The sequence below is a fragment of the Quadrisphaera sp. DVD1 genome, from assembly GCF_058932755.1.
On record NZ_JBZYWI010000027.1, the window covers coordinates 1 to 23,065 of the forward strand.

Sequence of the window (23,065 nt, forward strand, 5' to 3'; positions counted from 1 at the left end):
GGACCGGCGTGGGTGCGCGGGCGGGTGCTCGGCGGCGCCCTGGACGTCGGCCTGGGCCTGGTGGGCGTCGTGCCGGGCGAGACCGGCACGGTGCCGCTGTGGCCCGACGCCGTGGCCGTCCCGGCCTCCTCGCCGCTGCACGAGGCCGCCGAGCGGACCCCGGAGCACCTCGAGGCCATGGGGGCCCTGGCCGTCGAGCACCTCGTGCGCGAGGTGCGCTGGCTGCAGCGCGGGCAGCTGCCGGGGCGGCCCTCCGCCGCGGTCCTGCGGCCGCTGGGCGGCTGCGACGTGCCGACCCTGCTGGCCTCGGCGGCCCTGCGCGAGCACCTGGCCCGCGAGGACGGCAGCGGCCTGCGGGCGCTGGCGGTGCCCACCCGCAGCCGCGGCTGGTACGACCTGGCCCGGATCGACCCGGTCTTCGTGGCCGCCGCCTGGACGGCGACCGAGCCCGACCAGCGCGGCCTGCCCCGCCCCGTGCTCGTCACGGCCGAGGAGGTCGCCCTCGCGGCGGTCTGGCGCGGCTCCGCGAGCTCGCTCTAGCCCCGGACCGCCCTAGCGCTGGCGCCCGGGCACCGCCGCGGCGGGGTCGGGCGCGTCGAGCCCGGCGATGCGCCCGGCGACGTCGCGGGCGACGTCCTGCCCGGTCAGGCCCACCGCGGCCAGCACCTGCGCCTGGCTGGCGTGGGGCAGGAAGCGCGGCGGGAGCCCGACGACGTGGACCGGCGCGCTCACCCCGGCGTCGGCCAGCGACTGGGTCACCTGCGCCCCCACGCCCCCGGCGCGCACGCCGTCCTCGATCGTCACCACGAGCCGGTGCCGGCGGGCCAGGTCGGCGAGCGCCGCCGGCACCGGCAGCGCCCAGCGCGGGTCGACCACCGTGGCGTCGATGCCCTGCGCGGCCAGGCGGTCGGCGACGTCGAGCCCGAGGCCGACCATGGAGCCCACGGCGACGACGAGGACGTCCGCCCCGGCGCCGCGGGCCAGCACGTCGACGCCGCCGACGGTCTCCAGCGCGGGCAGGTCCGCGGGCACGACGCCCTTGGGGAAGCGCAGGACGGTCGGGGCGTCGTCGACGTCGAGCGCCTCGGCCAGCAGCTCGCGCAGCCGCGTGGCGTCGCGCGGGGCGGCCAGGCGCAGCCCGGGGACGGGGGCCAGCAGGGCCATGTCCCAGGCGCCGTGGTGGCTGGCGCCGTCCGGGCCGGTCACGCCCGCGCGGTCGAGGACGAAGGTGACCCCGGCGCGGTGCATCGCCACGTCCATGACGACCTGGTCGACGGCGCGGTTGAGGAAGGTGGCGTAGACGGCGACCACCGGGTGCAGGCCCGCGAAGGCCATGCCGGCGGCGCTGGTGACGGCGTGCTGCTCGGCGATGCCGACGTCGACCACGCGGTCGGGGTGCTCGGCGGCGAAGCGGTCCAGGCCGACCGGGATGAGCATCGCGGCGGTGATCCCCACGACGTCCGCCCGGCGGCGTCCGACCCGGACCATCTCGTCGGCGAACACCGACGTCCACGACGGCCCGGCTCCGGGAGGGGCCATCGACTGGCCCGTCTCGGGGTCGATGACGCCGACGGCGTGGAAGCGGTCGTCCTCGTGCGTCTCGGCCGCCGTGAAGCCGTGCCCCTTGCGGGTCATCGCGTGGACGATGACCGGGCCGCCGTACGCCTTCGCGCGGGCCAGGGCGTGCTCGACCGCCTCGATGTCGTGCCCGTCGACCGGCCCGACGTACTTCAGGCCCAGGTCCTCGAACAGGCCCTGCGGGGCCACGATGTCCTTGAGGCCCTTCTTCATGCCGTGCAGCGTGTCGTAGGCCACGCGCCCGGGCGGGCCCCCGCGCTGAAGGGCCGCGCGGCCCCACTCCAGGAAGCGCTCGTAGCCGCGCGTGGTGCGCAGCGTGGCCAGGTGGTGGGCCATCCCGCCGATGGTGGGGGCGTAGGAGCGGCCGTTGTCGTTGACGACGATCACCAGCCGGCGGTCCTGGCTGGTGGCGATGTTGTTGAGGGCCTCCCAGGCCATCCCGCCGGTCAGGGCGCCGTCGCCGACGACGGCCACGACGTACCGGTCCGCCTCCCCGCGCAGCGCGTGCGCGCGGGCGATGCCGTCGGCCCAGGACAGCGACGTGGAGGCGTGGGAGTTCTCGACGACGTCGTGCTCGGACTCCGCGCGGCTGGGGTAGCCCGACAGGCCGCCCTGCTGGCGCAGCCGCGAGAAGTCCTGGCGGCCGGTGAGGAGCTTGTGGACGTAGGACTGGTGCCCGGTGTCGAAGACCAGGGTGTCGCGGGGGGAGTCGAACACCCGGTGCAGGGCGATGGTCAGCTCGACGACCCCGAGGTTCGGCCCGAGGTGGCCGCCGGTGCGCGAGACCTCCTGCACGAGGAAGGTGCGCACCTCGGCGGCGAGCTGCTCGAGCTGGGCCCGGCTCAACCCGCGGAGGTCCTGCGGGGAGGTGGTCCTGGACAGCAGGGTCATCCGGTGGTCCTCCTCATGGGCGCGTGGCGCGCACGGCCCTCGCAGCCCGGTCCGGGCAGAGGACGATTCTAGGTCGCCCTCAGAGCCTCGGCGCGCGCCGGCGGCCGCGCAGGGCCTCCTCGAGCAGCGCGACGCCGCGCTCGGCGGCCATCAGCCGCACCTGCTCGTGCTCCAGGGCGACGAGTGTGCGTTCCACCACGTCCGGCGGCACCGCCCCGGCCAGGTCGGTGCGCAGCGTGGCCACGGCCCGGTGCTGGCCGGCCACCTGCACGCGCACGTGGTGCCCGGCGAGCACCGCGAGGACGAGCGGGTGGCGGACCAGCACCGGGTGGGCGCGGTAGTCCGGCGGGCACAGGTCCAGGAGCCAGGCCTGCGCGGCCTGCTCCCAGCCCTCCGCCCCGGCCGGGGGGACCTGCGGCGGCCACCCCGGCGGGACGTGCGCGCTCACGCCTCCAGCAGCGAGCGCAGGACGTACTGGAGGATCCCGCCGTGGCGGTAGTAGTCCGCCTCGCCGGGGGTGTCGATGCGCAGCCGCGCGTCGAAGGCGACCCGCTCGCCGGACGGCTTCGTGGCGGTGACCGCCAGGGTGCGCGGCGTGGTGCCCTCGTTCAGCGCGGTGACGCCGGTGACGTCGAAGACCTCCGTGCCGTCCAGGCCCAGGGACGCCGCGCTCTGGCCCTCGGGGAACTGCAGGGGCAGCACGCCCATCCCGATGAGGTTGGAGCGGTGGATGCGCTCGAAGCTCTCGGCGATGACGACGCGGACGCCGAGCAGCCGGGTGCCCTTGGCGGCCCAGTCGCGGCTGGAGCCCGAGCCGTACTCCTTGCCGGCGAGCACCACGAGCGGGGTGCCCGCGGCGGCGTAGTGCTGGGCCGCGTCGTAGATCGTCTCCTGCGGGGCGCCCTCGACGGTGAAGTCGCGGGTGAAGCCACCGGCGACGTCCTCCAGCAGCTGGTTGCGCAGCCGGATGTTGGCGAAGGTGCCGCGGATCATCACCTCGTGGTTGCCGCGGCGCGAGCCGTAGGAGTTGAAGTCCTTGCGCTCCACCCCGTGCTCGGCGAGGTAGCGCCCGGCGGGGCTGTCGGCCTTGATCGACCCGGCGGGGCTGATGTGGTCGGTGGTCACCGAGTCGCCGAGCCGGGCCAGCACGCGCGCGCCGGTGACGTCGGAGACCGGCTCCGGCGTCGCCGTCATGCCCTCGAAGTACGGGGGCTTGCGCACGTAGGTGCTCTCCGGCGCCCACGCGAAGGTGTCGCCCTCGGGGGTCGGCAGCGAGCGCCAGCGCTCGTCACCGGCGAAGACGTCGGCGTAGTCGGTGGTGAACATGTCCTGGGTGATCGCCGCCGCGATGGTCTGCTCGATCTCGTGGTCGGTCGGCCAGATGTCGCGCAGGAAGACCGGCTGCCCGTCGGTGCCGGTGCCCAGGGCGTCGGTCTCGGGGTCCCAGTCCATCGTGCCGGCGAGGGCGTAGGCGATGACCAGCGGCGGGGAGGCCAGGTAGTTCATCTGGACGTCGGGGTTGATCCGGCCCTCGAAGTTGCGGTTGCCGGACAGCACCGCCGCCACCGACAGGTCGTTCTCCTGGATCGCGGCCGAGAGCTCCTCGGCGAGCGGCCCGGAGTTGCCGATGCACGTCGTGCAGCCGTAGCCGACGAGGTGGTAGCCGAGCTTCTCCAGGTACGGCACGAGGCCGGCCTTCTCGTAGTAGTCGGTGACCACCTTCGAGCCGGGCGCCATCGAGGTCTTCACCCACGGCTTGACGCCGAGGCCCCGGTCGACGGCGTTGCGGGCCAGCAGGGCCGCGCCGATCATCACCGACGGGTTGGAGGTGTTGGTGCACGAGGTGATCGCCGCGATGACCACGTGCCCGTGGTCGAGCTCGGTGCTCGTGCCGTCGGCGAGGGTCACCGGCACGCGCCGGGAGGGCCGCTCGTCGGCGTGGCCGGGCTGGGCGGGGGCGCGGTCGCCGTTGCCCGAGCCGGACACCGGGTCGGACGCCGGGAAGGTCTCCTCGACCGCCTCGTCCTGGCTGGAGCCGTGGACGGCGTCCACGGCGTCGCTCATGGCGCTGGCCGGCGCGCTCCCCGCCGACGCGGCGTCCTGCGGGGCGTAGTCCACGAGCGCCGCGCGGAAGGCCTGCTTGGCCTCGGAGAGCTGGATGCGGTCCTGCGGGCGCTTGGGGCCGGCGATGGAGGGCACCACGGTCGACAGGTCGAGCTCGAGGTACTCGGAGAAGCGCGGCTCGACGCTCGGGTCGTGCCACAGGCCCTGCTCCTTGGCGTAGGCCTCCACGAGGGCGAGCTGGGCCTCGCTGCGGCCGGTCAGGCGCAGGTAGTCGATCGTCACGTCGTCGATCGGGAAGATCGCGGCGGTGGAGCCGAACTCCGGGCTCATGTTGCCGATCGTGGCCCGGTTGGCCAGCGGCACCGCACCGACGCCCTCGCCGTAGAACTCGACGAACTTGCCCACCACGCCGTGCTTGCGGAGCTGCTCGGTGATCGTCAGCACGACGTCGGTGGCGGTCGCGCCGGCCGGGATGGTGCCGGTGAGCTTGAACCCGACGACCCGCGGGATGAGCATGCTCACCGGCTGGCCGAGCATCGCGGCCTCGGCCTCGATGCCGCCGACGCCCCAGCCCAGCACGCCCAGGCCGTTGACCATCGTGGTGTGGGAGTCGGTGCCCACGCAGGTGTCGGGGTAGACGACGCCGCCGCGCTCGTAGACGACGCGCGCCAGGTGCTCGATGTTGACCTGGTGGACGATGCCGGTGCCCGGGGGGACGACCTTGAAGTCGTCGAAGGCGCCCTGGCCCCAGCGCAGGAACTGGTAGCGCTCGCCGTTGCGCTGGTACTCGATCTCGACGTTGCGCTCGAACGCGTCGGTGCGGCCCGCGACGTCGACGATCACCGAGTGGTCGATGACGAGCTCGGCCGGGGCGAGGGGGTTGATCCGCGCCGGGTCGCCGCCGAGGTCGGCCACGGCCTCGCGCATGGTCGCCAGGTCGACGATGCAGGGCACGCCCGTGAAGTCCTGCATCACCACGCGCGCGGGGGTGAACTGGATCTCGGTGTCGGGCTCGGCGGTCGGGTCCCAGCCCGCCAGGGCGCGCACGTGGTCGGCCGTGGTGTTCGCGCCGTCCTCGGTGCGCAGGAGGTTCTCCAGCAGCACCTTGAGGCTGAAGGGCAGCGTGGCCGAGCCCTCCACGGCGGAGAGGCGGTACAGCTCGTAGGACTCCGGCCCCACCTGGAGGGTGCCGCGCGCCCCGAAGCTGTCCGCGCTGGTGCGGGTGGTCTCTGCAGCGCTCATGGTGGTCCTCCCCGTCGACGCTGACCGTCTGCCCATCCTCGCGCAGCCGGCTCCGGGCGAGAACCCGCCCCCAGCGGGCGCCCGGAAGTACTTCGACGTCAAGATACCAGCGGGAGCCGCGCCGGCCCGGACGTGGGTAACCTGATCCCGATGGCGCACCCGGAGCCCTGGAGCCCCAGCTGGACCCCCAGCTGGACCACGAGCGCGCCACCGGACGACGCACCGCTGGAGCCCCTCCCCGCGGCTCCTCCGCCGGCGCCGCCGGCGAGCCCGCCCGCCGCCGCACCGCCGAGCCCGCCGCGCACCGCGACCCCGCCCCTCCCGGCGAACCTGCCGGGGAGCGCGCCGGTGAGCCTGCCGGTCACCCCGCCCGTCGGCGCGGTGCGCCGGGCTCCGGTGGCCAGCGCCCCGCCGACCACGGCCACCGAGGCCTTCCCCATCTCCCGGCGCGCTCCGCGCCAGGCCCGGGCGTTCGTGGCCCAGGCGCTGTACGAGGCCCGTGTGGGCGACCCCCGCATCCTCGACGTGGCCCAGCTGCTGACGTCGGAGACCGCCACCAAGGCGATCGAGCGCGCCACCGGGCAGCCGTTCATCGTGGCCGTGACCGTGGACGCGCAGTCCGTCGTGGTCGGCCTGCAGGACGGCGGGCCCTCCCCGGCGCAGGCCCCCGACCGCTCCGACGACTGGGGCGCCACCCTCGTCGACGCCCTCGCGGACGAGTGGGGCGCTGACACCACCGAGCGCGGCCGCGTCTTCTGGTTCCGCCTGCTGCGCCGGTGACCCCGCGGCGACCGGCCCTGCTGGAGCGGGTCGTCGACGTCGAGCTGGCGTGCCGGGCCTGCGGCGCGCAGCACCTGGTGCCCGGCCGCTGGGACCCCCCGGCGATGGCCGCCTGGGCCACCGCCCACCGCGACCCGCAGGTCGAGGCCTACCTGCTGACCAGCCCGAGCGCCGGCGTCCGCCCGCAGCGGGTGCAGCTGCCGCTGGCGCCCTGCGTCCTCCGGCGCTGAGCCCGTCCGTCAGTCGCGCAGGCGCGGGTCGAGCTTCTCGGCGCGCCGCTTCAGGCTCGCCGCCTCGGCCCGCTCGCGGGCTGCGTGCTCGGCGCGCTGCTGCGCCTCGTTCGCCTCCTGCGCGGTGCGCTCCTCGACCTCGGCGCGCTCGCGCCGGGCCCGGGCCGCCTGCTCCTCAGCCGCTGCGGCCTCCTTCTCGGCCCGGGCCGAGCGCAGGTGCGCCTGCTGGAGGTGCTGCTGGGCCTGAGCCTGGTTCCGCTGCCGCTTCTTGGCGCGCAGCCGCGGGAGCGCCACGGCCAGGGCGATGAGGAGCAGGACGACGACGACCAGCACGACGATGAGCCACGTGTCCACGGGAGGCCTCCTGGGTCTGGACCGGCACCCCCCACCCAACCGCTTCCGCCACCGGGCGCCACTCGAGGCGCCCGGGCGTCAGCGGTCGGCCGCCGCCGGGACCAGCCGGGCCACGCACTCCACGTGGTGGGTCTGGGGGAACAGGTCGAAGGCGCGCAGCCCGTCGAGGACGTACCCGTGGCGGGCGAAGGTCGCCACGTCGCGGGCCAGCGCCGCCGGGTCGCACGCCACGTAGACCACGACCCGCGGCGCGAGCGCCGCGATCCGCGCCACGACGTCCTTCTTCGCGCCGGTGCGCGGCGGGTCGAGCAGGACGACGTCCGCGCGCTCCAGTCCGAGGGCGGCCCCGGCCAGCGCGCGGTCGACGCGGGCGGTGACGATCCGCACGGCCGCGAGGTCGCGGAGGTTGCGCCGGGCGTCGGCGGTGGCGCGGGCGTCGGACTCCACGGCGACGACCCGCCCGTCCTCCCCCACGGCCTGCGCCAGGGCGGCGGCGAAGAGCCCGACGCCGGAGTACAGGTCGACGGCGGTCTCCCCCGCGGCGGGCGCGGCCGCCTCGAGCGCGGCGGCCGACAGGGTGCGGGCCGCGCCGGGGTGCACCTGCCAGAAGCCCGACCCGGTCACCCGGAAGGTGCGCGGACCGCCGGGCAGCTCGACGTCCTCGGCCACCCAGGTGCGCCCGGAGACCCGCTCGACGCCCTCCTCGGTGCGCACCGCGACCGACGCGGGAGCCGGCAGGGCCGGCGCCTTGGGCGTGCGCCCGCCCGAGCCCGGGCGGGGGTCGAGCAGCAGCAGGCGGTCCTCCCCCGCGGCCGGGGCGATCACCTCGGCCGCGCCGAGGTGCGGCCAGCGCAGGCCCGGCACGCCGAGCTCGCGCACGCGCGGGTGGGCGATCCGGCACCAGTCGATGTCGACGACCCGGTGGGAGCGGTGCTCGCGCAGCCCGGCGCGCGCGTCGTCGCGGACCGCGTACTGCACGCGGGTGCGCCAGCCCAGCCCTGCCTCGACGTCCACGCCGGGGCCCTCGACGGCCTCGACCTCGACCGCGACGTCCAGCCCGGCCAGGCGGGAGAGCTGCTCGGTGACCACCGCGGCCTTGAGGGCGCGCTGGGCGGGCAGGGCGGCGTGCTGCCAGTCGCACCCGCCGCACAGGCCCGGCCGCGCCCACGGGCACGGCGGCTCGATGCGGTCCGGGGAGGCGGTGACGACGCGGACGGCGTCCGCGCGCCAGTAGCTGTCGCCGGCGGCGCCCTCGGTCACCCGGGCGACCACGCGCTCGCCGGGCAGGGCGTGGCGCACGAAGAGCACCCGGCCCTCGTGGCGGGCCACGCAGTGCCCGCCGTGGGCGACGGGGCCGACGTCCACCTCGACCTCGAGGCCGACGGGGCTCTCGGCGCCGGCGTCCCCGGCGTGCGGTGCGGGAGCGGGCTCGACCGGGTCGGGGTCGCGCGGGTCGTGCAGGGGTCCGCTCACGAGGGGGCTCCGGTCCGGTCCGAGGGGTCTGGGGCGGTGCCGAGGCTGGGGTCGGCGGCGCCCTGGCGCACCAGCCCCGGTGCGGCGGCGTCCCAGCGGTCGCCCGCGCCGGCCGAGGAGTGCAGCTGCCAGGGCACGCTGGCGACGACGACGCCGGGGGTGTAGAGCAGGCGGCCCTTCAGCCGCAGGGCGCTCTGGTTGTGCAGCAGCTGCTCCCACCAGTGGCCCACGACGTACTCCGGGATGTAGACCACGACGAGGTCGCGCGGGCTCTCGCGCCGCAGGTGCCGCACGTAGTCGACGATCGGGCGGGTGACCTCGCGGTAGGGCGACTCCAGCGTCTTGAGCGGCACGGGGATCCCCATGGCGTCCCACCGCGCGCGCAGCTCCGCGTCGTCCTCGGGCTCGACCGAGACGGTCAGCGCCTCCAGCACCGACGGCCGGGAGGCGCGGGCGTAGGCGAGCGCGCGCAGGGTCGGCTTGTGCAGCTTCGAGACGAGGACGACCGCGTGCACGCGCGAGGGCAGCACCTTGCCGCTGGGGCCCTCCTCCGCGGCCAGCTCGCGGGCCACCGCGTCGTAGTGGCTGCGGATGCCGCGCATGATCACGAAGAGGACGGCCATCGCCACGAGCGTGATCCAGGCGCCGCGGGTGAACTTGGTCAGCAGCACGATGACGAGGACCACGCCGGTCATCACGAGCCCGACGGCGTTGATCGCCCGCGAGCGCTGCATCCTCGCGCGCGCGGCGGCGTCGGTCTCGGACGCCAGCAGCCGGGTCCAGTGCCGCACCATCCCGGTCTGGCTCATCGTGAAGGAGATGAACACCCCGACGATGTAGAGCTGGATCAGCCGGGTGACCTCGGCGTCGAAGGCGAGCACCAGGACGATGGCGGCGCCGGCCAGGGCGAGGATGCCGTTGCTGAAGGCCAGGCGGTCGCCGCGGGTGTGCAGCTGGCGGGGCAGCAGGCCGTCGCGCGCGAGGATCGAGCCGAGCACCGGGAAGCCGTTGAACGCGGTGTTGGCGGCCAGGACGAGGATCACCCCGGTGGAGACCGCCACGAGGTAGAAGGCCGGCGCGAACCCGTCGAAGACGGTGCGCGCGATCTGGCCGATCACCGGGTCCTGCACGTAGGAGTCGCCGACCGGGACGCCGTTCCGCAGCAGCTGCTCGGCGGGGCGCTCGGCGAACTGCAGCCCGGTGGCGCGCGCGAGCGCCATCACGCTGAGCAGCATGACGATGCTGGTCCCGCCGAGCAGGGCCAGCGTCGTGGCCGCGTTGCGGCTCTTGGGCCGCCGGAAGGCGGGGACGCCGTTGCTGATCGCCTCGACGCCGGTCAGCGCCGCGCAGCCGGAGGAGAAGGCCCGCAGCACGAGGAAGGCCCCGGCCACCCCGTTGAGGCCGGCCTCCACGCCCTCCTCGGGCACCAGCTCCAGCCCCGCGCTGGGGGCCTGGGGCAGGTCGCCGAGGGCGGCGCGCAGGAAGCCCCACCCGGCCATCCCCAGCACCGCGGCCATGAAGACGTAGGTGGGGATGGCGAAGGCCGTGCCCGACTCGCGCACGCCGCGCAGGTTCAGGCTCGTCAGCACGAGGATGAGCAGCACCGCGAGCATCGCCTCGTGGCCGCGCAGGAACGGCAGGGCGGACGCCGCGTACTGGGCGCCGGAGGAGATCGAGACCGCCACGGTGAGCACGTAGTCCACGAGCAGGGCGCTGCCGACGACGACGCCGCCGGTGCGGCCGAGGTTCTCGGTGACGACCTCGTAGTCCCCGCCACCGGAGGGGTAGGCGTGCACGTTCTGGCGGTAGGACGAGACCACGACGACGAGCACCACGACGACGGTCAGCGCCACCCACGGCGAGAGCACGTAGGCGCTCGTGCCGGCGATGGCGAGCGTGAGGAGGATCTCGTCGGGGGCGTAGGCGACCGACGACAGGGCGTCGGAGGCGAAGACCGGCAGGGCGATGCGCTTGGGGAGCAGCGTCTCGCCGAGCCGGTCGCTGCGCACGGGGCGACCGACCAGCAGCCGCTTCACCGCATCAGGGGTGACCACGAGCCACCATGGTAGGTCCGCTCCCCCTCGGAGCCGTCCATGCGCCGTCCGCGCGTGCGTGTAGCGTTCGCGGCGCCGAGCGGTCGAGGAGGTCGCGTGCACGTCGTGATCATGGGCTGCGGCCGGGTGGGGTCCGCCCTGGCGCGCTCCCTGCAGCAGCACGGCCACGACGTGACCGTGGTCGACCAGAACCCCGACGCCTTCCGGCGCCTCGGCGCCTCCTTCGAGGGGCAGACGGTCACCGGGGTCGGCTTCGACCGCGACACCCTCCGCGAGGCGGGCACCGACCGCGCCGACGCCTTCGCCGCCGTCAGCAGCGGGGACAACTCCAACATCCTCGCCGCGCGGGTCGCGCGCGAGACGTTCGGCGTGACCAACGTCGTGGCGCGCATCTACGACCCGGGCCGCGCCGAGGTCTACTCGCGCCTGGGCATCCCCACGGTGGCCACGGTCACGTGGGCGGCCGACCAGGTGCTGCGCCGGCTGCTCCCGGAGGGGGCGACGAGCGAGTACCGCGACCCCAGCGGCGAGCTGAGCCTCGTGCAGGCGGCGGTCCACCGCGGCTGGGTCGGCGTCCGCCTGTCTCGGCTCGAGGCCGCCGTCGGCGTCCGCACCGCCTACGTCACCCGCCTGGGCCGCGCGGTGCTGCCCGGACCGGACACCGTGCACCAGGACGGCGACCTGCTGCACCTGCTGGTGCACACCGCCGACGTCGAGGCCGTCGCGGCCGCCCTCGCGGCGCCTCCGCCCGGCGACGACTGAGACCGCCCGAGCCAGGAGGAGGGACCGCACGTGCGCGTCGTCATCGCCGGAGCCGGCATCGTGGGCCGCTCCATCGCCCGCGAGCTGCTGGGCAACGGGCACCAGGTCCTCCTGGTCGACCGCGACCCGAAGGCCATGAAGCTGTCGTCGGTGCCGGACGCCGAGTGGCTGCTCGCCGACGCCTGCGAGACCTCCTCGCTGGCCGAGGCCCGGCTGGAGAGCGCCGACGTCGTGGTCGCCGCGACCGGCGACGACAAGGCCAACCTCGTCACGAGCCTGCTGGCCAAGACCGAGTACGCCGTGCCGCGCACGGTGGCCCGGGTGAACAACCCCAAGAACGAGTGGATGTTCGACGAGGCGTGGGGGGTCGACGTCGCGGTCTCCACGCCCCGGATGATGACCGCGCTGGTGGAGGAGGCCGTCTCCGTCGGCGACCTCGTGCGGATGTTCACCTTCCAGCAGGGTCAGGCCGCGATGGTGGAGCTGACCCTCCCCGAGGGCTCGGCGCTGTCGGGCACGCGCGTGGGCGACGTCGTCTGGCCGGCGGACACGGTGCTCGTGGGGATCATCCGCGGCGGCCGCCCCATCGCGCCCACCGCGGACGACGCCCTGGAGGGCCGCGACCAGCTGCTGCTGCTCACCGTGGCCGAGAGCGAGGAGGCGCTGCAGCTGCTGCTGGCTCCTCACCAGCCACCGGGCGCAGCCAGCGCCAGGTGACCCAGGCCGCCAGGGCGAACAGCGGCACGCCCATGACGAGGCGGGCCACGCCCAGCGCCTCGACGGCGCCGGCCTCGTAGAGCGGCACCTGCACGACCAGGCGCAGGGCGAACAGGCCCGCCCACAGCCAGGTCAGGCGCCGGTAGACGCGCACGAGCACCGGGTCGGAGCGCCAGGCGAGACCCTCGCCGCGCAGGCCGCCCACCACGAGGCCGATCACCGGCCACGGGCCCGCGGGCTGCCCCGCCACCCGCGGCCAGCGCAGCGTGGAGGCGAGGAAGGCCGCGCAATAGGCGATGTTGATGAGCAGGCCGGGGCCGTAGAAGTCGACGGCCTCGCCGGTGCGGGAGGCGACGAGGGCGCAGATGCCGACGCCGGCCGCTCCGGTCAGCGCCGGCGCCGGGGTGAGCCGGGCCGCCAGGCGCGCGAGGACGAGCACGGCGGCGGCGGCCAGGGCCAGCAGCAGCGCGGTGCGCAGCGCGTCGGTGGCGGTGTGCGCCACGACGAAGACCAGGGTCGGCAGGACCGACTCGACGAACCCGCGCGGGCCACCGACGGCCTCCGCCAGGGAGAACTGGCTGCTGGTGGCGGCCCGCGCCAGGCTGCCGCGGTCGGGGCGCTGCGGGTCGGCGCTCACGCGCCTGCGGCCGGGACGATCTCGTAGCGGGGGTTGTAGACGGTCTTGGTGCCGTCGTCGCAGCCGATGAAGCCCTCCACGCGCACGGCCTGGCCCGGCACGATGCCCGGGATCTCCCGGCGGCCCAGCCAGATCACCGTGAGCGTGCCGGTGCCGTCGAAGAGCTCCGCCTGCAGGGCCGGCACCCCGGCCCGCGGCTGGAGGGTGACCGTGCGCAGGGTGCCGGAGACGCTGGCGCGGCGGCGGCCGGAGAGCATCGCGCACGGCGTGCCCCCCATGGCCGAGGCGCGCGCCTGCGCGTCCTCGGCGTCGAGCTGCTCCCGGTCGACGGTCAGACGGGCCAGCGCGCTGCGGAGCCGGCTGCGCGTGCCGCTCGATGCCTGCATGCACCCAGCGTAGGCACTTCCGGGGGGTGCGGGAGCACTACTCCCCCGGCCGGTCCAGAGGGGCGGGCGCCGGAGGGGCCCCGGGCTCGGCGGGGGCCTGCGGCGCAGCGGGCTGCCCCGCCCCGGGGACGCCGGGCGGCCGGGTGCCGGCGACGGCGGTCACGCCCCCGGTCGGCAGCTTGAGAACGAGCAGGTCGCGAGGGGCCATGGCCTCCGCGCCGCGGACGACGACCGACGCGCGGAGCATCGCCTCCAGCGGCGCGGCCGCCTCCGGCAGGCTCACGGCCGGCCCGCTGATCACCGCGCGCAGGAACCAGCGCGGGCCGTCCACGCCCACGAAGCGGGCCGGGCGGTGACCGGTGCGGCCGTCCGGGAGGCGGCCCGGCACGCGGGCCAGCAGCTCGCGGCCGAAGCTGCCGCGCACCTCCTGCGCCCCACCACCGCCACGGGTGATGGACTCGGCGATCTCAGCGCGCACCTCGTCCCAGATGCCGGCCGTGCGGGGGGCCGCGAAGACCTGGATCTGGGCGGTGGAGCCCGCCAGCCCGACGGTGGCGGCGACCACCCGGCGGGCGCCCTCCTCGACCTCCAGGCGCAGCTCCATGCCCGGGATCGCCGGCAGCAGCAGCGACCCGAGGTCCACCCGGGCGCCCGCGGGCACCTCGGGGGCCTCGGACTCGTCCCAGGGACCGCGCGAGCGGTCCCAGGCCGCGTCGGCCGGCTCCTGCTCGGGGCTCCCCTCCGCAGGGGCCCCCTCGTCGTCCTGCGCGGCGGCCGGCACGGCGTCCTGCGGCGCCGTCTCGTCCTCGTCCCGCCGGCGCCGCCAGCTCACCACGTTCCCGCCTCCTGCTCCGTGCCCTGCTCCGTGCCCTGCTCCGTGCCCTGCTCCGTGCCCTGCTCCTGCCAGCCCCCGGTCGACCCGTGCCCGCCGCTGCCGCGCTCGGAGGCGGGCAGCGCCTCGACCGGGACGAACTCCGCGCGCTCGACGCGCTGCACGACGAGCTGGGCGATGCGGTCGCCGCGGCTGAGCCGCACGGCCTCGGCGGGGTCGGTGTTGACGAGCGTGACCTGCACCTCGCCGCGGTAGCCCGCGTCCACGGTGCCGGGCCCGTTGAGCGTCGTCACCCCGTGGCGCGCGGCCAGGCCGGAGCGGGGGTGCACGAAGGCCGCGTAGCCCTCCGGCAGCGCGATGGCGACCCCGGTCGGCACGGTGGCCCGCTGGCCCGGCTCGAGCACCACGTCGACCGCCGCGAGGAGGTCGGCGCCCGCGTCGCCGGGGTGCGCGTAGGCCGGCGGGGGCAGCTCCGGGTCGAGCCGGCGCAGCAGCACCCGCACGCCGGAGGGGGGCTCTGGTCGGCTCACGCAGCGACCCTATGCCAGGGTGACCGCGTGTCCGCTGGTGTGCCCCGTCGCGTGGCCGACCCCCTCCACACCGAGCGGCTGTGGCCCTCGGTCGGCGCCTGGCTGATGGCCCCGCTGACGGGGGCGCTCGCGGCGGTGTGCCTGCTGCCGGTGGGGCCGGTGCCCGCGGTCGTGGCGGCCGTCGTCGGCGTGGCGGCGGTGACCGCGCTCCTGCTGAGGGCGAGCGCCCGGGTGGAGGTCTCGGTCGAGGAGGGGCTGCGCGCGGGCGCGGCGGTGGTGCCGGCGCGGTTCCTGTCCGGCGGGACGGCGGCGCGCGGGGAGGCCGCGCGGCAGCTGCGGGGCCCTGCGCTCGACGCGCGCACGCACCTGTGCCTGGCCGGCTGGGTCGACGGCGTCGTGCTGGTCGCCCTGGACGACCCGGAGGACCCCACGCCGGCGTGGCTGGTCTCCAGCCGTCGCCCGGAGCAGCTGCTGGCCGCGGTCGAGGCCGCGCGCTCAGCAGCGACCGGCCGACCGGCGGGCGGCTGAGACCGCCCGCCGGAGCGGTCGTGGAGGGGTGCGCTCAGGCAGCGCACTCCGAGCAGATCAGCTGACCGCCCTTGTCGCTGGCGAGCTGGCTGCGGTGGTGGACGAGGAAGCAGCTCGAGCAGGTGAACTCGTCGGCCTGCCGCGGCAGGACGCGCACCGAGAGCTCCTCGTTGGACAGGTCGGCGCCCGGGAGCTCGAAGCCCTCGGCCGCCTCGGCCTCGTCCTCCTCGACCGCGGAGGAACCCACCTCGTTGCGGCGGGCCTTCAGCTCCTCGATGGAGTCCTCGTTGAGCTCGTCGTCGGTCTTGCGGGGGGCGTCGTAGTCGGTCGCCATGGTGGCCGCTCCGGATCTCTGGGTGCTGGGTGGGGCAGTGCGTCGCGGACAGTGCGGGATCGCGCTGTGTCAACGCAGCGGCACGCGCAGGAATGCCCGCTGCGCCGGGGATCATGCCTCACGTCCCTGACAGCGCGCTGGGCGCCTCCTGTCAGTCGCTGTCGGCGAGCGCCGCCGCGAGCTCGGCCGCCAGTTCCGGGGCGGCCGCCACGAGGGTGCCCTCCCCCGGCGGCCCGTCGTCGAGGAGGGCCACCTGGCGGCCCGCCTCGGTGAGCACGAGCCAGCCGGCCGCCACGTCCCACGGCTTCAGCCCGCGCTCGTAGTGGGCGTCGAGGCGGCCGCTGGCCACGGAGCAGAGGTCGACCGAGGCCGCACCGGAGCGGCGCACGTCGCGCACCCGGGGCAGCAGCGCGGCCAGCACGCGGGCCTGCTCGGCGCGCCGCTGGGCGGTGTAGCCGAAACCGGTGCTGACGAGGGCCTGCTCCAGCGGCGGTGCGGTGACCGGCGCCAGGCGGACGCCGTCGAGGTGCGCCCCGGCGCCCTCCACGGCCGTCCAGGTCTCGCCGGTGGCCGGGTTGTGCACGCACCCGGCCAGCGGCCGCCAGTGCGGCGGGCGGGGGTCACCGGCCACCACGGCGACGCTGACGGCGTGCGCGGGCAGGCGGTAGAGGTAGTTGACGGTGCCGTCGATGGGGTCGACCACCCAGGTCAGCCCGCTCGTGCCGGTCCGCGAGGCGCCCTCCTCCCCCAGCAGGCCGTCGTCCGGCCGCTCGGCGCGCAGGCGCGCGGTGATGAGCTCCTCGGCGGCGAGGTCCATCGCGGTGACGACGTCCACGGCGCTGGTCTTCGTCGCCGCGACGCCGAGGCCGTCCGGGCGGGTGTCGCGCACCAGGTCGCCGGCCGCGCGGGCCAGCGACTCGGCCAGGGCGCCCAGCTCGGCCAGCAGGTCGGCGTCCACCCCGGGGGGCAGCGGCACCGCGCCGGCGGCGCTCATGCCGGCTGCAGCGGGTCGGCCCAGTCCACGCCGCACGCCGCGGGCCGGTCGGGGGTGCGCAGGTTGGCGCAGCAGCCCACCGGGCACACGTCGTGGGAGGGACCGAGCGCCGTGACGGCCGGGCGCTCGACGTCCTCGCCGCGCTCGACCGCCGCCCGCTCCAGCACGAGGTCGACCAGACCGGAGACGAAGTCGCGGTGGACGCCGGCCGTGGCGGCGCGGGCCATCGGCAGGCCGACCTCGCCGGCGGTCTCGGCGGCCTCGGTGTCGAGGTCGAACTTGACCTCCATGTGGTCGCTGATGAACCCGATCGGCGCGACGACGACCCCGGTCGCGCCGGCGGACCGCAGCTCGGTGAGGTGGTCGTTGACGTCGGGCTCCAGCCACGGCTGGGACGGCGGCCCCGAGCGCGAGCAGTAGACCAGGGAGGCCGGCAGCGCCCGGCCGGTGCGCTCGGCGACGGCGCTGGCCACCGCCTCGACCACCGCGGCGTGCTGGGCCTCGTACGCCCCGCCCTGCGGGCCGGCGGCCGCGGCCATCCCGGTGGGGATGGAGTGGGTGACGAAGACCAGGCGGACGTCCCCCTGGGCGCTCGCGGGCAGCTCGGCGAGCGCGGCCAGGACCGCGTCGGTGTTCGCCGCGACGAAGCCGGGGGTGTTGAAGTAGTGGCGCACCTTGTCCGCGTGCATCGCGCGGCCCTCGCCGGCCAGGGCGATGAGCGACTCCGCGACGTCCTCGCGGTACTGCCGGCAGCCGGAGTACGAGGCGTAGGCGCTGGTGGTCAGCACCAGCACCCGCCGCGCCCCGGCCTCGTGGGCCTCGCGCAGGGCGTCGGTGAGGTACGGGTCCCAGTTGCGGTTGCCCCACACCACCGGCAGGTCTGCGCCGCGGGCGGCGAGCTCGGCGCGCAGGGCCGCCAGCAGCTCCTTGTTCTGGTCGTTGATCGGGCTGCGGCCGCCGAAGGCGAAGTAGTGCTCGCCGACCTGCTCCAGCCGCTCGCGCGGGATGCCACGGCCCCGGGTGACGTTCTCGAGGAAGGGCACGACCTCCTCGGGGGCCTCCGGACCGCCGAAGGACAGCAGGACGAGCGCGTCGTAGGGCGCGGTCAGGGCGTCGGGGCTGCTCACCCGGTTCATCCTGCCAACCGCGGGAGGCGCTCGCCGCGCCGGGCGCCGTGAGGTCGGCCACGCACGGGGCCGGGTGCGGGGAGGATGTCGAGCGCGGCGCGCCCGGCCATCTGCTCGACTCGCCCGCCGGGGGGTGGCACGCTGTCCCCTCCGCCGGTCTGCCACCGGCCGGTGCCAGGCAGCCGCCTCCCCGCGTCCGCGGGCCGGGCGGCTCGCCGCGGCGAGGGGAGGAGGCGACGAGCGTGCGCGACACCACCGAGAGCGCGACCAGCGGGACCGTGGTCGACGGAGTCCCTCCCAGCGCCGCCGGCTCCCCCGGCCCGGTGCAGCCGGTGGTGCTGTCCCTGGTCCCCGGTCCCGAGGGGATCAGCGCCGACGGCACGAGCCTGCTGCTGGTCGGGCCGGACGGCGTCCGCTACCGCCTGAGCATCGACGCCGCCCTGCGCGCCGCCGCGCGCCGCACGGGCCCGGCCCCCGCGGTGGCTCCCGCGGAGCGCGTGCCGCTGCGGCCCCGCGACATCCAGGTGCGCATCCGCGCCGGTGAGACGGCCGAGGAGGTCGCCGAGTCCGCCGGTGTGCCCGTGGAGCAGGTCCGCCGCTACGAGGGCCCGGTGCTGGCCGAGCGGGCGCACGTGGCGGCGCTGGCGCGCGAGGCCACCGTCCGCACGGTGCGCGCCCGCCCGGCCCTGGAGGAGCTCGTGCGCACGCGCCTGGCCGGCCGCGGCGTCGAGGCCACGGCCCTGGCGTGGGACGCGTGGCGGCGCGAGGAGATCGGCTGGTCGGTGCAGGTGGCCTTCCGCGCCGGCGGCCGCGACCGCGTGGCGCAGTGGTCGTTCGACACCGCCAGCTCGGCCCTGGAACCCCTGGACGACGAGGCGCGCTGGCTGACCGCCGACGCGGAGGCCGACGCGGGCCCCGGCGGCCGGCGCCTGTCGGCCGTGCGGGTCTACGACGTCGAGACCGACGGCGCGGTGCGCGAGGTGCCGGTCGTGCCGGCCCCGCCCCTGGTCGCCGAGCCGCCCACGAGCGAGGAGGTCGCCGCGCGCACCCTCGACCTGCTCGACGCCCTCCGCGACCGGCGGGGGCGGCGGCTGCCCGTGCTCGACCTCGACGAGGGCGACGGCGACTGGGACGAGGAGGAGGACGACGACCTCGTCAACGCCCTGCTGGACCTGCCCCCAGCGGCGCACCCGCCGGCGTCCCACCCGGACGAGGCCGTCGACCCCGAGGTGCTGGCGCTCCCCGAGCCCCGGCTGCGCTCGGTGCCCTGGCAGCACTCCGACACCGGCGAGGGCGACGTGGTGGACCCCAGCCGCGAGCTGCCCGTGGTGCGCCTGGGCGTCGTCGGCGCCCCGGAGACGGGCGACATCGGCCTGACCGGCGAGCACGAGCTGACGGGCGAGCACGACGCCGTCGACGAGGCCCTCGACGAGGCGGTCCCCGGCGCGGAGCCGGGCGCGGACGAGCAGGGCGCCGACGGCCGGCCCACCGCGCGCCCGCGGACCCGCCGCTCCAGCGTGCCCAGCTGGGACGAGATCGTCTTCGGCAGCCCCCGCCCCGACTGACCCCGGCCGGGCCGGCGACGGACCGGCCCCGCCCGGGTCAGCCGGCGGCGACGGCCGCGGTGGTGCGCTGCATGTGGTGGCGCCGGCAGAGCACCTCGTACCCGACCACGCCGCCCGCGGGCTGCGCGTCGTCGACGGTGACGTCGCCGACGACGACCTGCTCGCCCTCGACGACCATGTGCCCGTCCACGGTGCGCGCGTTGTGGGTGGCCCGGGCCCCGCACCAGCAGAGCGCCTCGACCTGGAGCACCTGCACCCGGTCGGCCAGCTCGACCAGCCGCTGCGACCCCGGGAAGAGCCGGGTGCGGAAGTCGGACGTGATGCCGAAGGCGAAGACGTCGACCCCCAGCTCGTCGACGACGCGGGCGAGCTGCTCCACCTGCACCGGCGAGTAGAACTGCGCCTCGTCGCAGACCAGGTAGTCCACGCGCTGGCCGCGGGCGCGCGCGTCCCTCACCTGCGCCCAGAAGTCGGTGTCGTCGTGGACCTCCCGCGCGGTGCGGCGCAGCCCGAGCCGGCTGGACAGGACGTCCTGCCCGGCCCGGTCGTCGCGGGTGTAGACCACGCCGACGCGACCGCGCACGCCGTGGTTGTGGTCCATCTGGAGGGCGAGGGTCGACTTCCCGCAGTCCATTGTCCCGGAGAAGAAGACCAGCTCAGCCACCCCGACATCCTGCCCCAGGCCCCGGCGGGCGCTGCACCGCGCGGGCTCCTGCACCACCTCGCCGGCCCGCTCGCGCCGTGACCGCCGGCACGGGACGGGGCCGCGCAGGCCCCGGGCCACCCGGGAGGGCGCTGGCTGGTGGGCGCTGCGTAGGGTCGTCCGGTGAGCGGGGGCCTGCGGACGTACGCGGCGGTCCTGGGCCAGAGACGCGTGCTGCGCCCGTTCACCGCCGCGGTGCTGGCCCGCCTCCCCCTGTCGATGGCCCCCCTGGGCACCGTGCTGCTCGTCCAGGACGTCCGGGGCTCCTACGCCTCGGCCGGCCTGGTGACCGGCGCCTACGCCCTCGGCACGGCGATCGGGTCCCCGCTGTGTGGGCGGGCGATCGACCGCTTCGGCCAGTCGCGGGTCATCGTCCCCACGGTGCTGGCCAGCGGCGCCCTGCTGGTGGCGCTGGCCCTGTGCGCCTCCGCCGGCGCGGGCGACGCACCCCTGGCCGCCCTGGCCGCCGGCAGCGGCGCCACCTGCCCGCCGTTCAGCGCGGCGATGCGCGCGTCCTGGCGCGCCCTGCTGGCCGACCCCGCCCAGCGGCGCGCCGGCTACGCGCTGGACGCGTCCGCCGTCGAGGCGATCTTCGTCGTCGGCCCGCTGCTCCTGTCGCTGCTGCTCGTCGTCACGCCGCCGCTGGCACCGCTGCTGATCACCGCCGGCCTGCTCGTCGGCGGGGGGCTCCTCTACGCCACCAGCCCGCCGGCCCGGCAGCGGACGCCGGGGGGCGCGGACGACGCCGCGGCGACGGGGACGGCTGCCGGTGCGCCGCACGCGCGAGGGGTGCGCGCCCGCGGGCTGCTGGCCGTCCTCGCGGTCGGCGCGGCGATGTCCGTGGCCTTCGGTGTCGTGGACACCTCGCTGGCGGCGACCGCCCGCGGCGTGCTGGGCGACGAGGGGATGCTCGGCGTGCTCTTCGCCGCGATCGCCGGTGGCAGCACGCTGGGCGGCCTGGCCTACGGGGCCACCAGGGGCTCGGCCCGCGAGCCGCTGCGGCTGCCCGTGCTCCTGGGCGTCTTCGCCGTCGGGCTGGCGCTGATCGCGGTGGTGGTCGCGGGCGGCGAGCCGTCCCTGTGGGCGCTGCTGCCGCTGCTCTTCGTCGTCGGCCTGACGATCGCCCCGAACCTCATCATCCAGCAGAACCTCGTCGACCACCTCGCCCCGGCGGGTCGGGTCAGCGAGGCGCAGGCGTGGCTGTCGACGGCGGTCACGACCGGTGGGGCCGCCGGCATCGCCGTCGCCGGTGCCCTCATCGAGGTCGCTGGGGCGGCCGCGTCGTTCGCCGCGGGCTCCGCAGCACTGGTCCTCGCCGTGCTCGTCGCCCTGGCCGGGCAGCCGGCGTTCACCGCCGGGACGCACGCCGCCGCGGGCACCTCGCGCACCGGGACGAGCGCGGCACCGGACCTCAGCCTGCGCTCGTGAGCTCCACGCGGCGGCCGCCGGCCAGCAGCAGGGGCACGCGCACCTCGTCGTCGGTGAGCGCGCCGTGCATCCCCACGAGCTCCTTGAGCAGCGGGCGCTGCACCCGGGAGTCGTGCACCGACACCGCTGCGGTGGCGGCGGCCACGACGTCCCCGAGCCGCGGCAGCACGTGGTCGGCCACGGGCCCGAACCACCCGGCCGCGACGGCCTCGGAGCGCGTGAGCACGGTCATCACCCCGCCCAGGCGCTCCCGCCAGGTCGCGGCGACGTCGTCGGCGGCCCCCGGCGCGCAGTAGAGCATCGGCGCCCGCGGCTCCCCGCCGGTGAGCAGGACGCCGTCCGCGAGCTCCGCGTCGGTGGCGACGTCCCAGCGGGCGTCCGCCGGCACGTCGACCATCCCGTGGTCGGCGGTGACCACGAGCAGCGCGTCGGCGGGCAGTCCCGCCTCCAGCGCGGCCATCGCGGCGTCGATCCGCTCGAGCTCCTCCACCCAGGCCTCGGACGCCCAGCCGCTGGTGTGGCCGGCGCGGTCGAGGTCGCCCCAGTACAGGTAGACCAGGGCCCGCGGGGACGCCCGCAGGGCCTCCAGCGCGGCCTGCACGCGGGCGTCGAGGCTGGACGCCGCCCGGTACCGGCCGCCGCGCAGCGCCGCCTCGGTGAGCCCGGAGCCGTCGAAGTGCCCCGGCCCCACCCGGGTCACGGCCACGCCGGCCCCGGCCAGGTGCTCGAGCACGGTCGGAGCGCTCTGCCAGCGGCGCGGGTCGGGCCCGTCCTCCCAGGACAGCTCGTTGAACAGCCGCCCGGTGGCCGGGTCGCGCACCTGGTAGCCCACCAGCCCGTGGCCGCCCGGCGGCAGGCCGGTGCCGAAGGACCCCAGGGAGGTCGCGGTCGTCGACGGGTAGCCGGCGGCCAGCACCCGGCCCGCAGCGCCCATCCCCCGCAGCCGCGGGGCGTGCCCGCCGCGGGCGGCGAGCATCCGCTCGCCGAGCCCGTCGACGAGCACCACGCAGGCGCGCCGCGCCTCGGGCAGCCGCCAGGGCACCTCCCGCTGCGGCGCCCCGAGGGCGGCCGCGGCGGCGGGCAGGACGTCGGCGAGGGAGCCCCGCACGCGCGGGCGGGCCACCGGGGCGCTCAGCCCTGCGCGCCGGGCGCGCCCGGCCGGGTCGCCGAGCTCAGCAGCCGGGCGAAGCGCAGGGCCGAGCGGACGGCGTCCGCCCCCTCGGCGTCGGCGCTGATCCGCAGCGCGACGTCGTCGCCGGTGATCGAGCCGGTGTAGCCGTGGTCGGCCTCGCAGTCGGGGTCGGCGCAGCCGGCGGGCTCGAGGTCGACCCGGGCCACGGTGCCCCAGCCGACCGTGAGGGTCAGCTCCTGCGGCGGGGAGCCCGGCCGGTGCTGCTCGGGCGCGGGGAAGCGGTGCGCGAGCACGACGGAGCGCACCGCCGACAGCGGCACCGACTCCGACGAGGCCAGCGCCACGGGCGCCCCGCCCTCGACCTCGGGGCCGTGGTCGTCGACGTGGGCGACGACGAGCCGGGTGGCGGTGATCGCCAGCACGGTGACGTGGCGGCGCACGGCGTCGGTGTCGAAGGTGGTCTCCAGGTGCACCAGGTGCGCCTGCGCCGACTCGCCGGCCAGCGCGACCAGCAGCACGTCGGCGACCAGCTGCGGGTAGTACCCGCAGCGCTCGAGCTCGGTGACCAGCTCCGGGGGGAGCTCGTCAGCGGCGCGCGGAGCGCGCTCGGTCCCCGCGCCGGAACGAATGCCCATGGCCGCCATCCTCCCACTGCCGCTGCGCGACGCGTCCGTGCCGCTCCGGCGGGGCCGGCGCAGCGGGCTCACCGGCGCACTCCCGGGGC

At 76.6% G+C, this 23,065-nt stretch carries 24 protein-coding genes; 8 read left to right on the top strand and 16 right to left on the bottom strand.

Annotated elements, in window-relative coordinates; all coding sequences use genetic code 11:
• The coding region (locus AC5FZL_RS04965) for a hypothetical protein (RefSeq protein ID WP_493617460.1) at positions 1–540 on the top strand (540 nt) is incomplete at its 5' end.
• A 12-nt stretch (positions 541–552) separates the two neighbouring features.
• Here AC5FZL_RS04965 and dxs read toward each other — a convergent pair.
• The 3 genes from dxs to AC5FZL_RS04980 all read right to left on the bottom strand — a co-directional run bounded on the left by dxs (position 553) and on the right by AC5FZL_RS04980 (position 5,775).
• The gene (dxs, locus tag AC5FZL_RS04970) at positions 553–2,469 is read right to left on the bottom strand and encodes a 1-deoxy-D-xylulose-5-phosphate synthase (RefSeq protein ID WP_493617461.1); all 1,917 of its coding nucleotides are present in this window, start codon (positions 2,467–2,469) and stop codon (positions 553–555) included.
• A 79-nt stretch (positions 2,470–2,548) separates the two neighbouring features.
• Entirely contained in the window at positions 2,549–2,917 is a 369-nt protein-coding gene (locus tag AC5FZL_RS04975; RefSeq protein ID WP_493617462.1) for a hypothetical protein, read from the bottom strand.
• Positions 2,914–5,775, bottom strand: coding sequence for an aconitate hydratase (locus tag AC5FZL_RS04980; protein WP_493617463.1), 2,862 nt, complete (start codon positions 5,773–5,775; stop codon positions 2,914–2,916). The genes AC5FZL_RS04975 and AC5FZL_RS04980 overlap by 4 nt, the downstream gene beginning before the upstream one ends.
• A 348-nt stretch (positions 5,776–6,123) precedes the next feature.
• Between AC5FZL_RS04980 and AC5FZL_RS04985 the strand changes: the two genes are divergently transcribed.
• Positions 6,124–6,555, top strand: a complete 432-nt coding sequence (locus AC5FZL_RS04985) for an ATP-binding protein (RefSeq protein ID WP_493617464.1) — start codon at positions 6,124–6,126, stop codon at positions 6,553–6,555.
• Positions 6,552–6,785 carry a hypothetical protein gene (locus AC5FZL_RS04990; protein ID WP_493617465.1) on the top strand — a complete coding sequence of 78 codons (234 nt, stop codon included), beginning with the start codon at positions 6,552–6,554 and terminating at the stop codon, positions 6,783–6,785. The genes AC5FZL_RS04985 and AC5FZL_RS04990 overlap by 4 nt, the downstream gene beginning before the upstream one ends.
• 9 nt (positions 6,786–6,794) lie before the next feature.
• On the opposite strand, the gene AC5FZL_RS04995 is transcribed toward AC5FZL_RS04990, so the two are convergent.
• From AC5FZL_RS04995 to AC5FZL_RS05005, 3 genes are all read right to left on the bottom strand, one after another.
• Complete coding sequence (locus tag AC5FZL_RS04995; RefSeq protein ID WP_493617466.1) at positions 6,795–7,139, bottom strand: hypothetical protein; 345 nt, start codon at positions 7,137–7,139, stop codon at positions 6,795–6,797.
• Between the two features lie 78 nt (positions 7,140–7,217).
• The gene (locus AC5FZL_RS05000) at positions 7,218–8,612 is read right to left on the bottom strand and encodes a class I SAM-dependent RNA methyltransferase (RefSeq protein ID WP_493617467.1); all 1,395 of its coding nucleotides are present in this window, start codon (positions 8,610–8,612) and stop codon (positions 7,218–7,220) included.
• Positions 8,609–10,666, bottom strand: coding sequence for an APC family permease (locus tag AC5FZL_RS05005; protein ID WP_493617468.1), 2,058 nt, complete (start codon positions 10,664–10,666; stop codon positions 8,609–8,611). The genes AC5FZL_RS05000 and AC5FZL_RS05005 overlap by 4 nt, the downstream gene beginning before the upstream one ends.
• A 96-nt stretch (positions 10,667–10,762) precedes the next feature.
• Between AC5FZL_RS05005 and AC5FZL_RS05010 the strand changes: the two genes are divergently transcribed.
• Both AC5FZL_RS05010 and AC5FZL_RS05015 read left to right on the top strand, forming a co-directional pair.
• Positions 10,763–11,428, top strand: coding sequence for a potassium channel family protein (locus AC5FZL_RS05010; RefSeq protein WP_493617469.1), 666 nt, complete (start codon positions 10,763–10,765; stop codon positions 11,426–11,428).
• Between the two features lie 30 nt (positions 11,429–11,458).
• Positions 11,459–12,145, top strand: coding sequence for a potassium channel family protein (locus AC5FZL_RS05015; RefSeq protein ID WP_493617470.1), 687 nt, complete (start codon positions 11,459–11,461; stop codon positions 12,143–12,145).
• Here AC5FZL_RS05015 and AC5FZL_RS05020 read toward each other — a convergent pair.
• The 4 genes from AC5FZL_RS05020 to dut are packed head-to-tail and all read right to left on the bottom strand — an operon-like array spanning position 12,066 to position 14,530.
• Positions 12,066–12,782 (bottom strand): DUF3159 domain-containing protein, encoded by a 717-nt coding sequence (locus AC5FZL_RS05020; RefSeq protein ID WP_493617471.1) that lies wholly within the window; start codon positions 12,780–12,782, stop codon positions 12,066–12,068. The genes AC5FZL_RS05015 and AC5FZL_RS05020 overlap by 80 nt on opposite strands.
• On the bottom strand, positions 12,779–13,168 hold the full coding sequence (locus AC5FZL_RS05025; RefSeq protein ID WP_493617472.1) for an OB-fold nucleic acid binding domain-containing protein: 390 nt from the start codon (positions 13,166–13,168) through the stop codon (positions 12,779–12,781). Before AC5FZL_RS05025 ends, AC5FZL_RS05020 begins: the two co-directional genes overlap by 4 nt.
• A 37-nt stretch (positions 13,169–13,205) precedes the next feature.
• Positions 13,206–14,003, bottom strand: coding sequence for a DUF3710 domain-containing protein (locus AC5FZL_RS05030; protein WP_493617473.1), 798 nt, complete (start codon positions 14,001–14,003; stop codon positions 13,206–13,208).
• Positions 13,997–14,530, bottom strand: coding sequence for a dUTP diphosphatase (gene dut, locus AC5FZL_RS05035; protein WP_493617474.1), 534 nt, complete (start codon positions 14,528–14,530; stop codon positions 13,997–13,999). The genes AC5FZL_RS05030 and dut overlap by 7 nt, the downstream gene beginning before the upstream one ends.
• A gap of 27 nt (positions 14,531–14,557) precedes the next feature.
• Between dut and AC5FZL_RS05040 the strand changes: the two genes are divergently transcribed.
• A complete protein-coding gene (locus AC5FZL_RS05040) occupies positions 14,558–15,058 on the top strand; it encodes a DUF3093 domain-containing protein (protein WP_493617475.1) in 501 nt (166 codons plus the stop codon).
• Positions 15,059–15,092: 34 nt separating this feature from the next.
• On the opposite strand, the gene AC5FZL_RS05045 is transcribed toward AC5FZL_RS05040, so the two are convergent.
• The 3 genes from AC5FZL_RS05045 to AC5FZL_RS05055 all read right to left on the bottom strand — a co-directional run bounded on the left by AC5FZL_RS05045 (position 15,093) and on the right by AC5FZL_RS05055 (position 17,522).
• The gene (locus AC5FZL_RS05045; RefSeq protein ID WP_493617476.1) at positions 15,093–15,392 is read right to left on the bottom strand and encodes a DUF4193 domain-containing protein; all 300 of its coding nucleotides are present in this window, start codon (positions 15,390–15,392) and stop codon (positions 15,093–15,095) included.
• Between the two features lie 151 nt (positions 15,393–15,543).
• Positions 15,544–16,386 (bottom strand): inositol monophosphatase family protein, encoded by an 843-nt coding sequence (locus tag AC5FZL_RS05050; protein ID WP_493617477.1) that lies wholly within the window; start codon positions 16,384–16,386, stop codon positions 15,544–15,546.
• On the bottom strand, positions 16,383–17,522 hold the full coding sequence (locus tag AC5FZL_RS05055) for a ferrochelatase (RefSeq protein WP_493617478.1): 1,140 nt from the start codon (positions 17,520–17,522) through the stop codon (positions 16,383–16,385). Before AC5FZL_RS05055 ends, AC5FZL_RS05050 begins: the two co-directional genes overlap by 4 nt.
• Positions 17,523–17,755: 233 nt before the next feature.
• Between AC5FZL_RS05055 and sepH the strand changes: the two genes are divergently transcribed.
• The gene (gene sepH / locus AC5FZL_RS05060) at positions 17,756–19,078 is read left to right on the top strand and encodes a septation protein SepH (RefSeq protein ID WP_493617479.1); all 1,323 of its coding nucleotides are present in this window, start codon (positions 17,756–17,758) and stop codon (positions 19,076–19,078) included.
• A 37-nt stretch (positions 19,079–19,115) separates the two neighbouring features.
• Here the strand turns inward: sepH and AC5FZL_RS05065 are convergent, their stop codons facing one another.
• Positions 19,116–19,742, bottom strand: a complete 627-nt coding sequence (locus tag AC5FZL_RS05065) for a thymidine kinase (protein ID WP_493617480.1) — start codon at positions 19,740–19,742, stop codon at positions 19,116–19,118.
• A gap of 162 nt (positions 19,743–19,904) precedes the next feature.
• Between AC5FZL_RS05065 and AC5FZL_RS05070 the strand changes: the two genes are divergently transcribed.
• Positions 19,905–21,209, top strand: coding sequence for an MFS transporter (locus AC5FZL_RS05070; RefSeq protein WP_493617481.1), 1,305 nt, complete (start codon positions 19,905–19,907; stop codon positions 21,207–21,209).
• Here AC5FZL_RS05070 and AC5FZL_RS05075 read toward each other — a convergent pair.
• Both AC5FZL_RS05075 and AC5FZL_RS05080 read right to left on the bottom strand, forming a co-directional pair.
• Positions 21,193–22,332 (bottom strand): alkaline phosphatase family protein, encoded by a 1,140-nt coding sequence (locus AC5FZL_RS05075; protein WP_493617482.1) that lies wholly within the window; start codon positions 22,330–22,332, stop codon positions 21,193–21,195. The genes AC5FZL_RS05070 and AC5FZL_RS05075 overlap by 17 nt on opposite strands.
• 8 nt (positions 22,333–22,340) lie before the next feature.
• Positions 22,341–22,976, bottom strand: coding sequence for a DUF5998 family protein (locus tag AC5FZL_RS05080; protein ID WP_493617483.1), 636 nt, complete (start codon positions 22,974–22,976; stop codon positions 22,341–22,343).
• Between the last annotated feature and the right edge of the window lie 89 nt (positions 22,977–23,065).

Excerpts from the sequence above, each read along its gene's own strand:
- dxs (WP_493617461.1), bottom strand. The coding sequence starts at position 2,469 with ATGACCCTGCTGTCCAGGACCACCTCCCCGCAGGACCTCCGCGGGTTG.
- AC5FZL_RS04980 (WP_493617463.1), bottom strand. The coding sequence starts at position 5,775 with ATGAGCGCTGCAGAGACCACCCGCACCAGCGCGGACAGCTTCGGGGCG.
- AC5FZL_RS05025 (WP_493617472.1), bottom strand. The coding sequence starts at position 13,168 with ATGCAGGCATCGAGCGGCACGCGCAGCCGGCTCCGCAGCGCGCTGGCC.
- AC5FZL_RS05045 (WP_493617476.1), bottom strand. The coding sequence starts at position 15,392 with ATGGCGACCGACTACGACGCCCCCCGCAAGACCGACGACGAGCTCAAC.
- AC5FZL_RS05050 (WP_493617477.1), bottom strand. The coding sequence starts at position 16,386 with ATGAGCGCCGCCGGCGCGGTGCCGCTGCCCCCCGGGGTGGACGCCGAC.
- AC5FZL_RS05055 (WP_493617478.1), bottom strand. The coding sequence starts at position 17,522 with ATGAACCGGGTGAGCAGCCCCGACGCCCTGACCGCGCCCTACGACGCG.
- AC5FZL_RS05080 (WP_493617483.1), bottom strand. The coding sequence starts at position 22,976 with ATGGGCATTCGTTCCGGCGCGGGGACCGAGCGCGCTCCGCGCGCCGCT.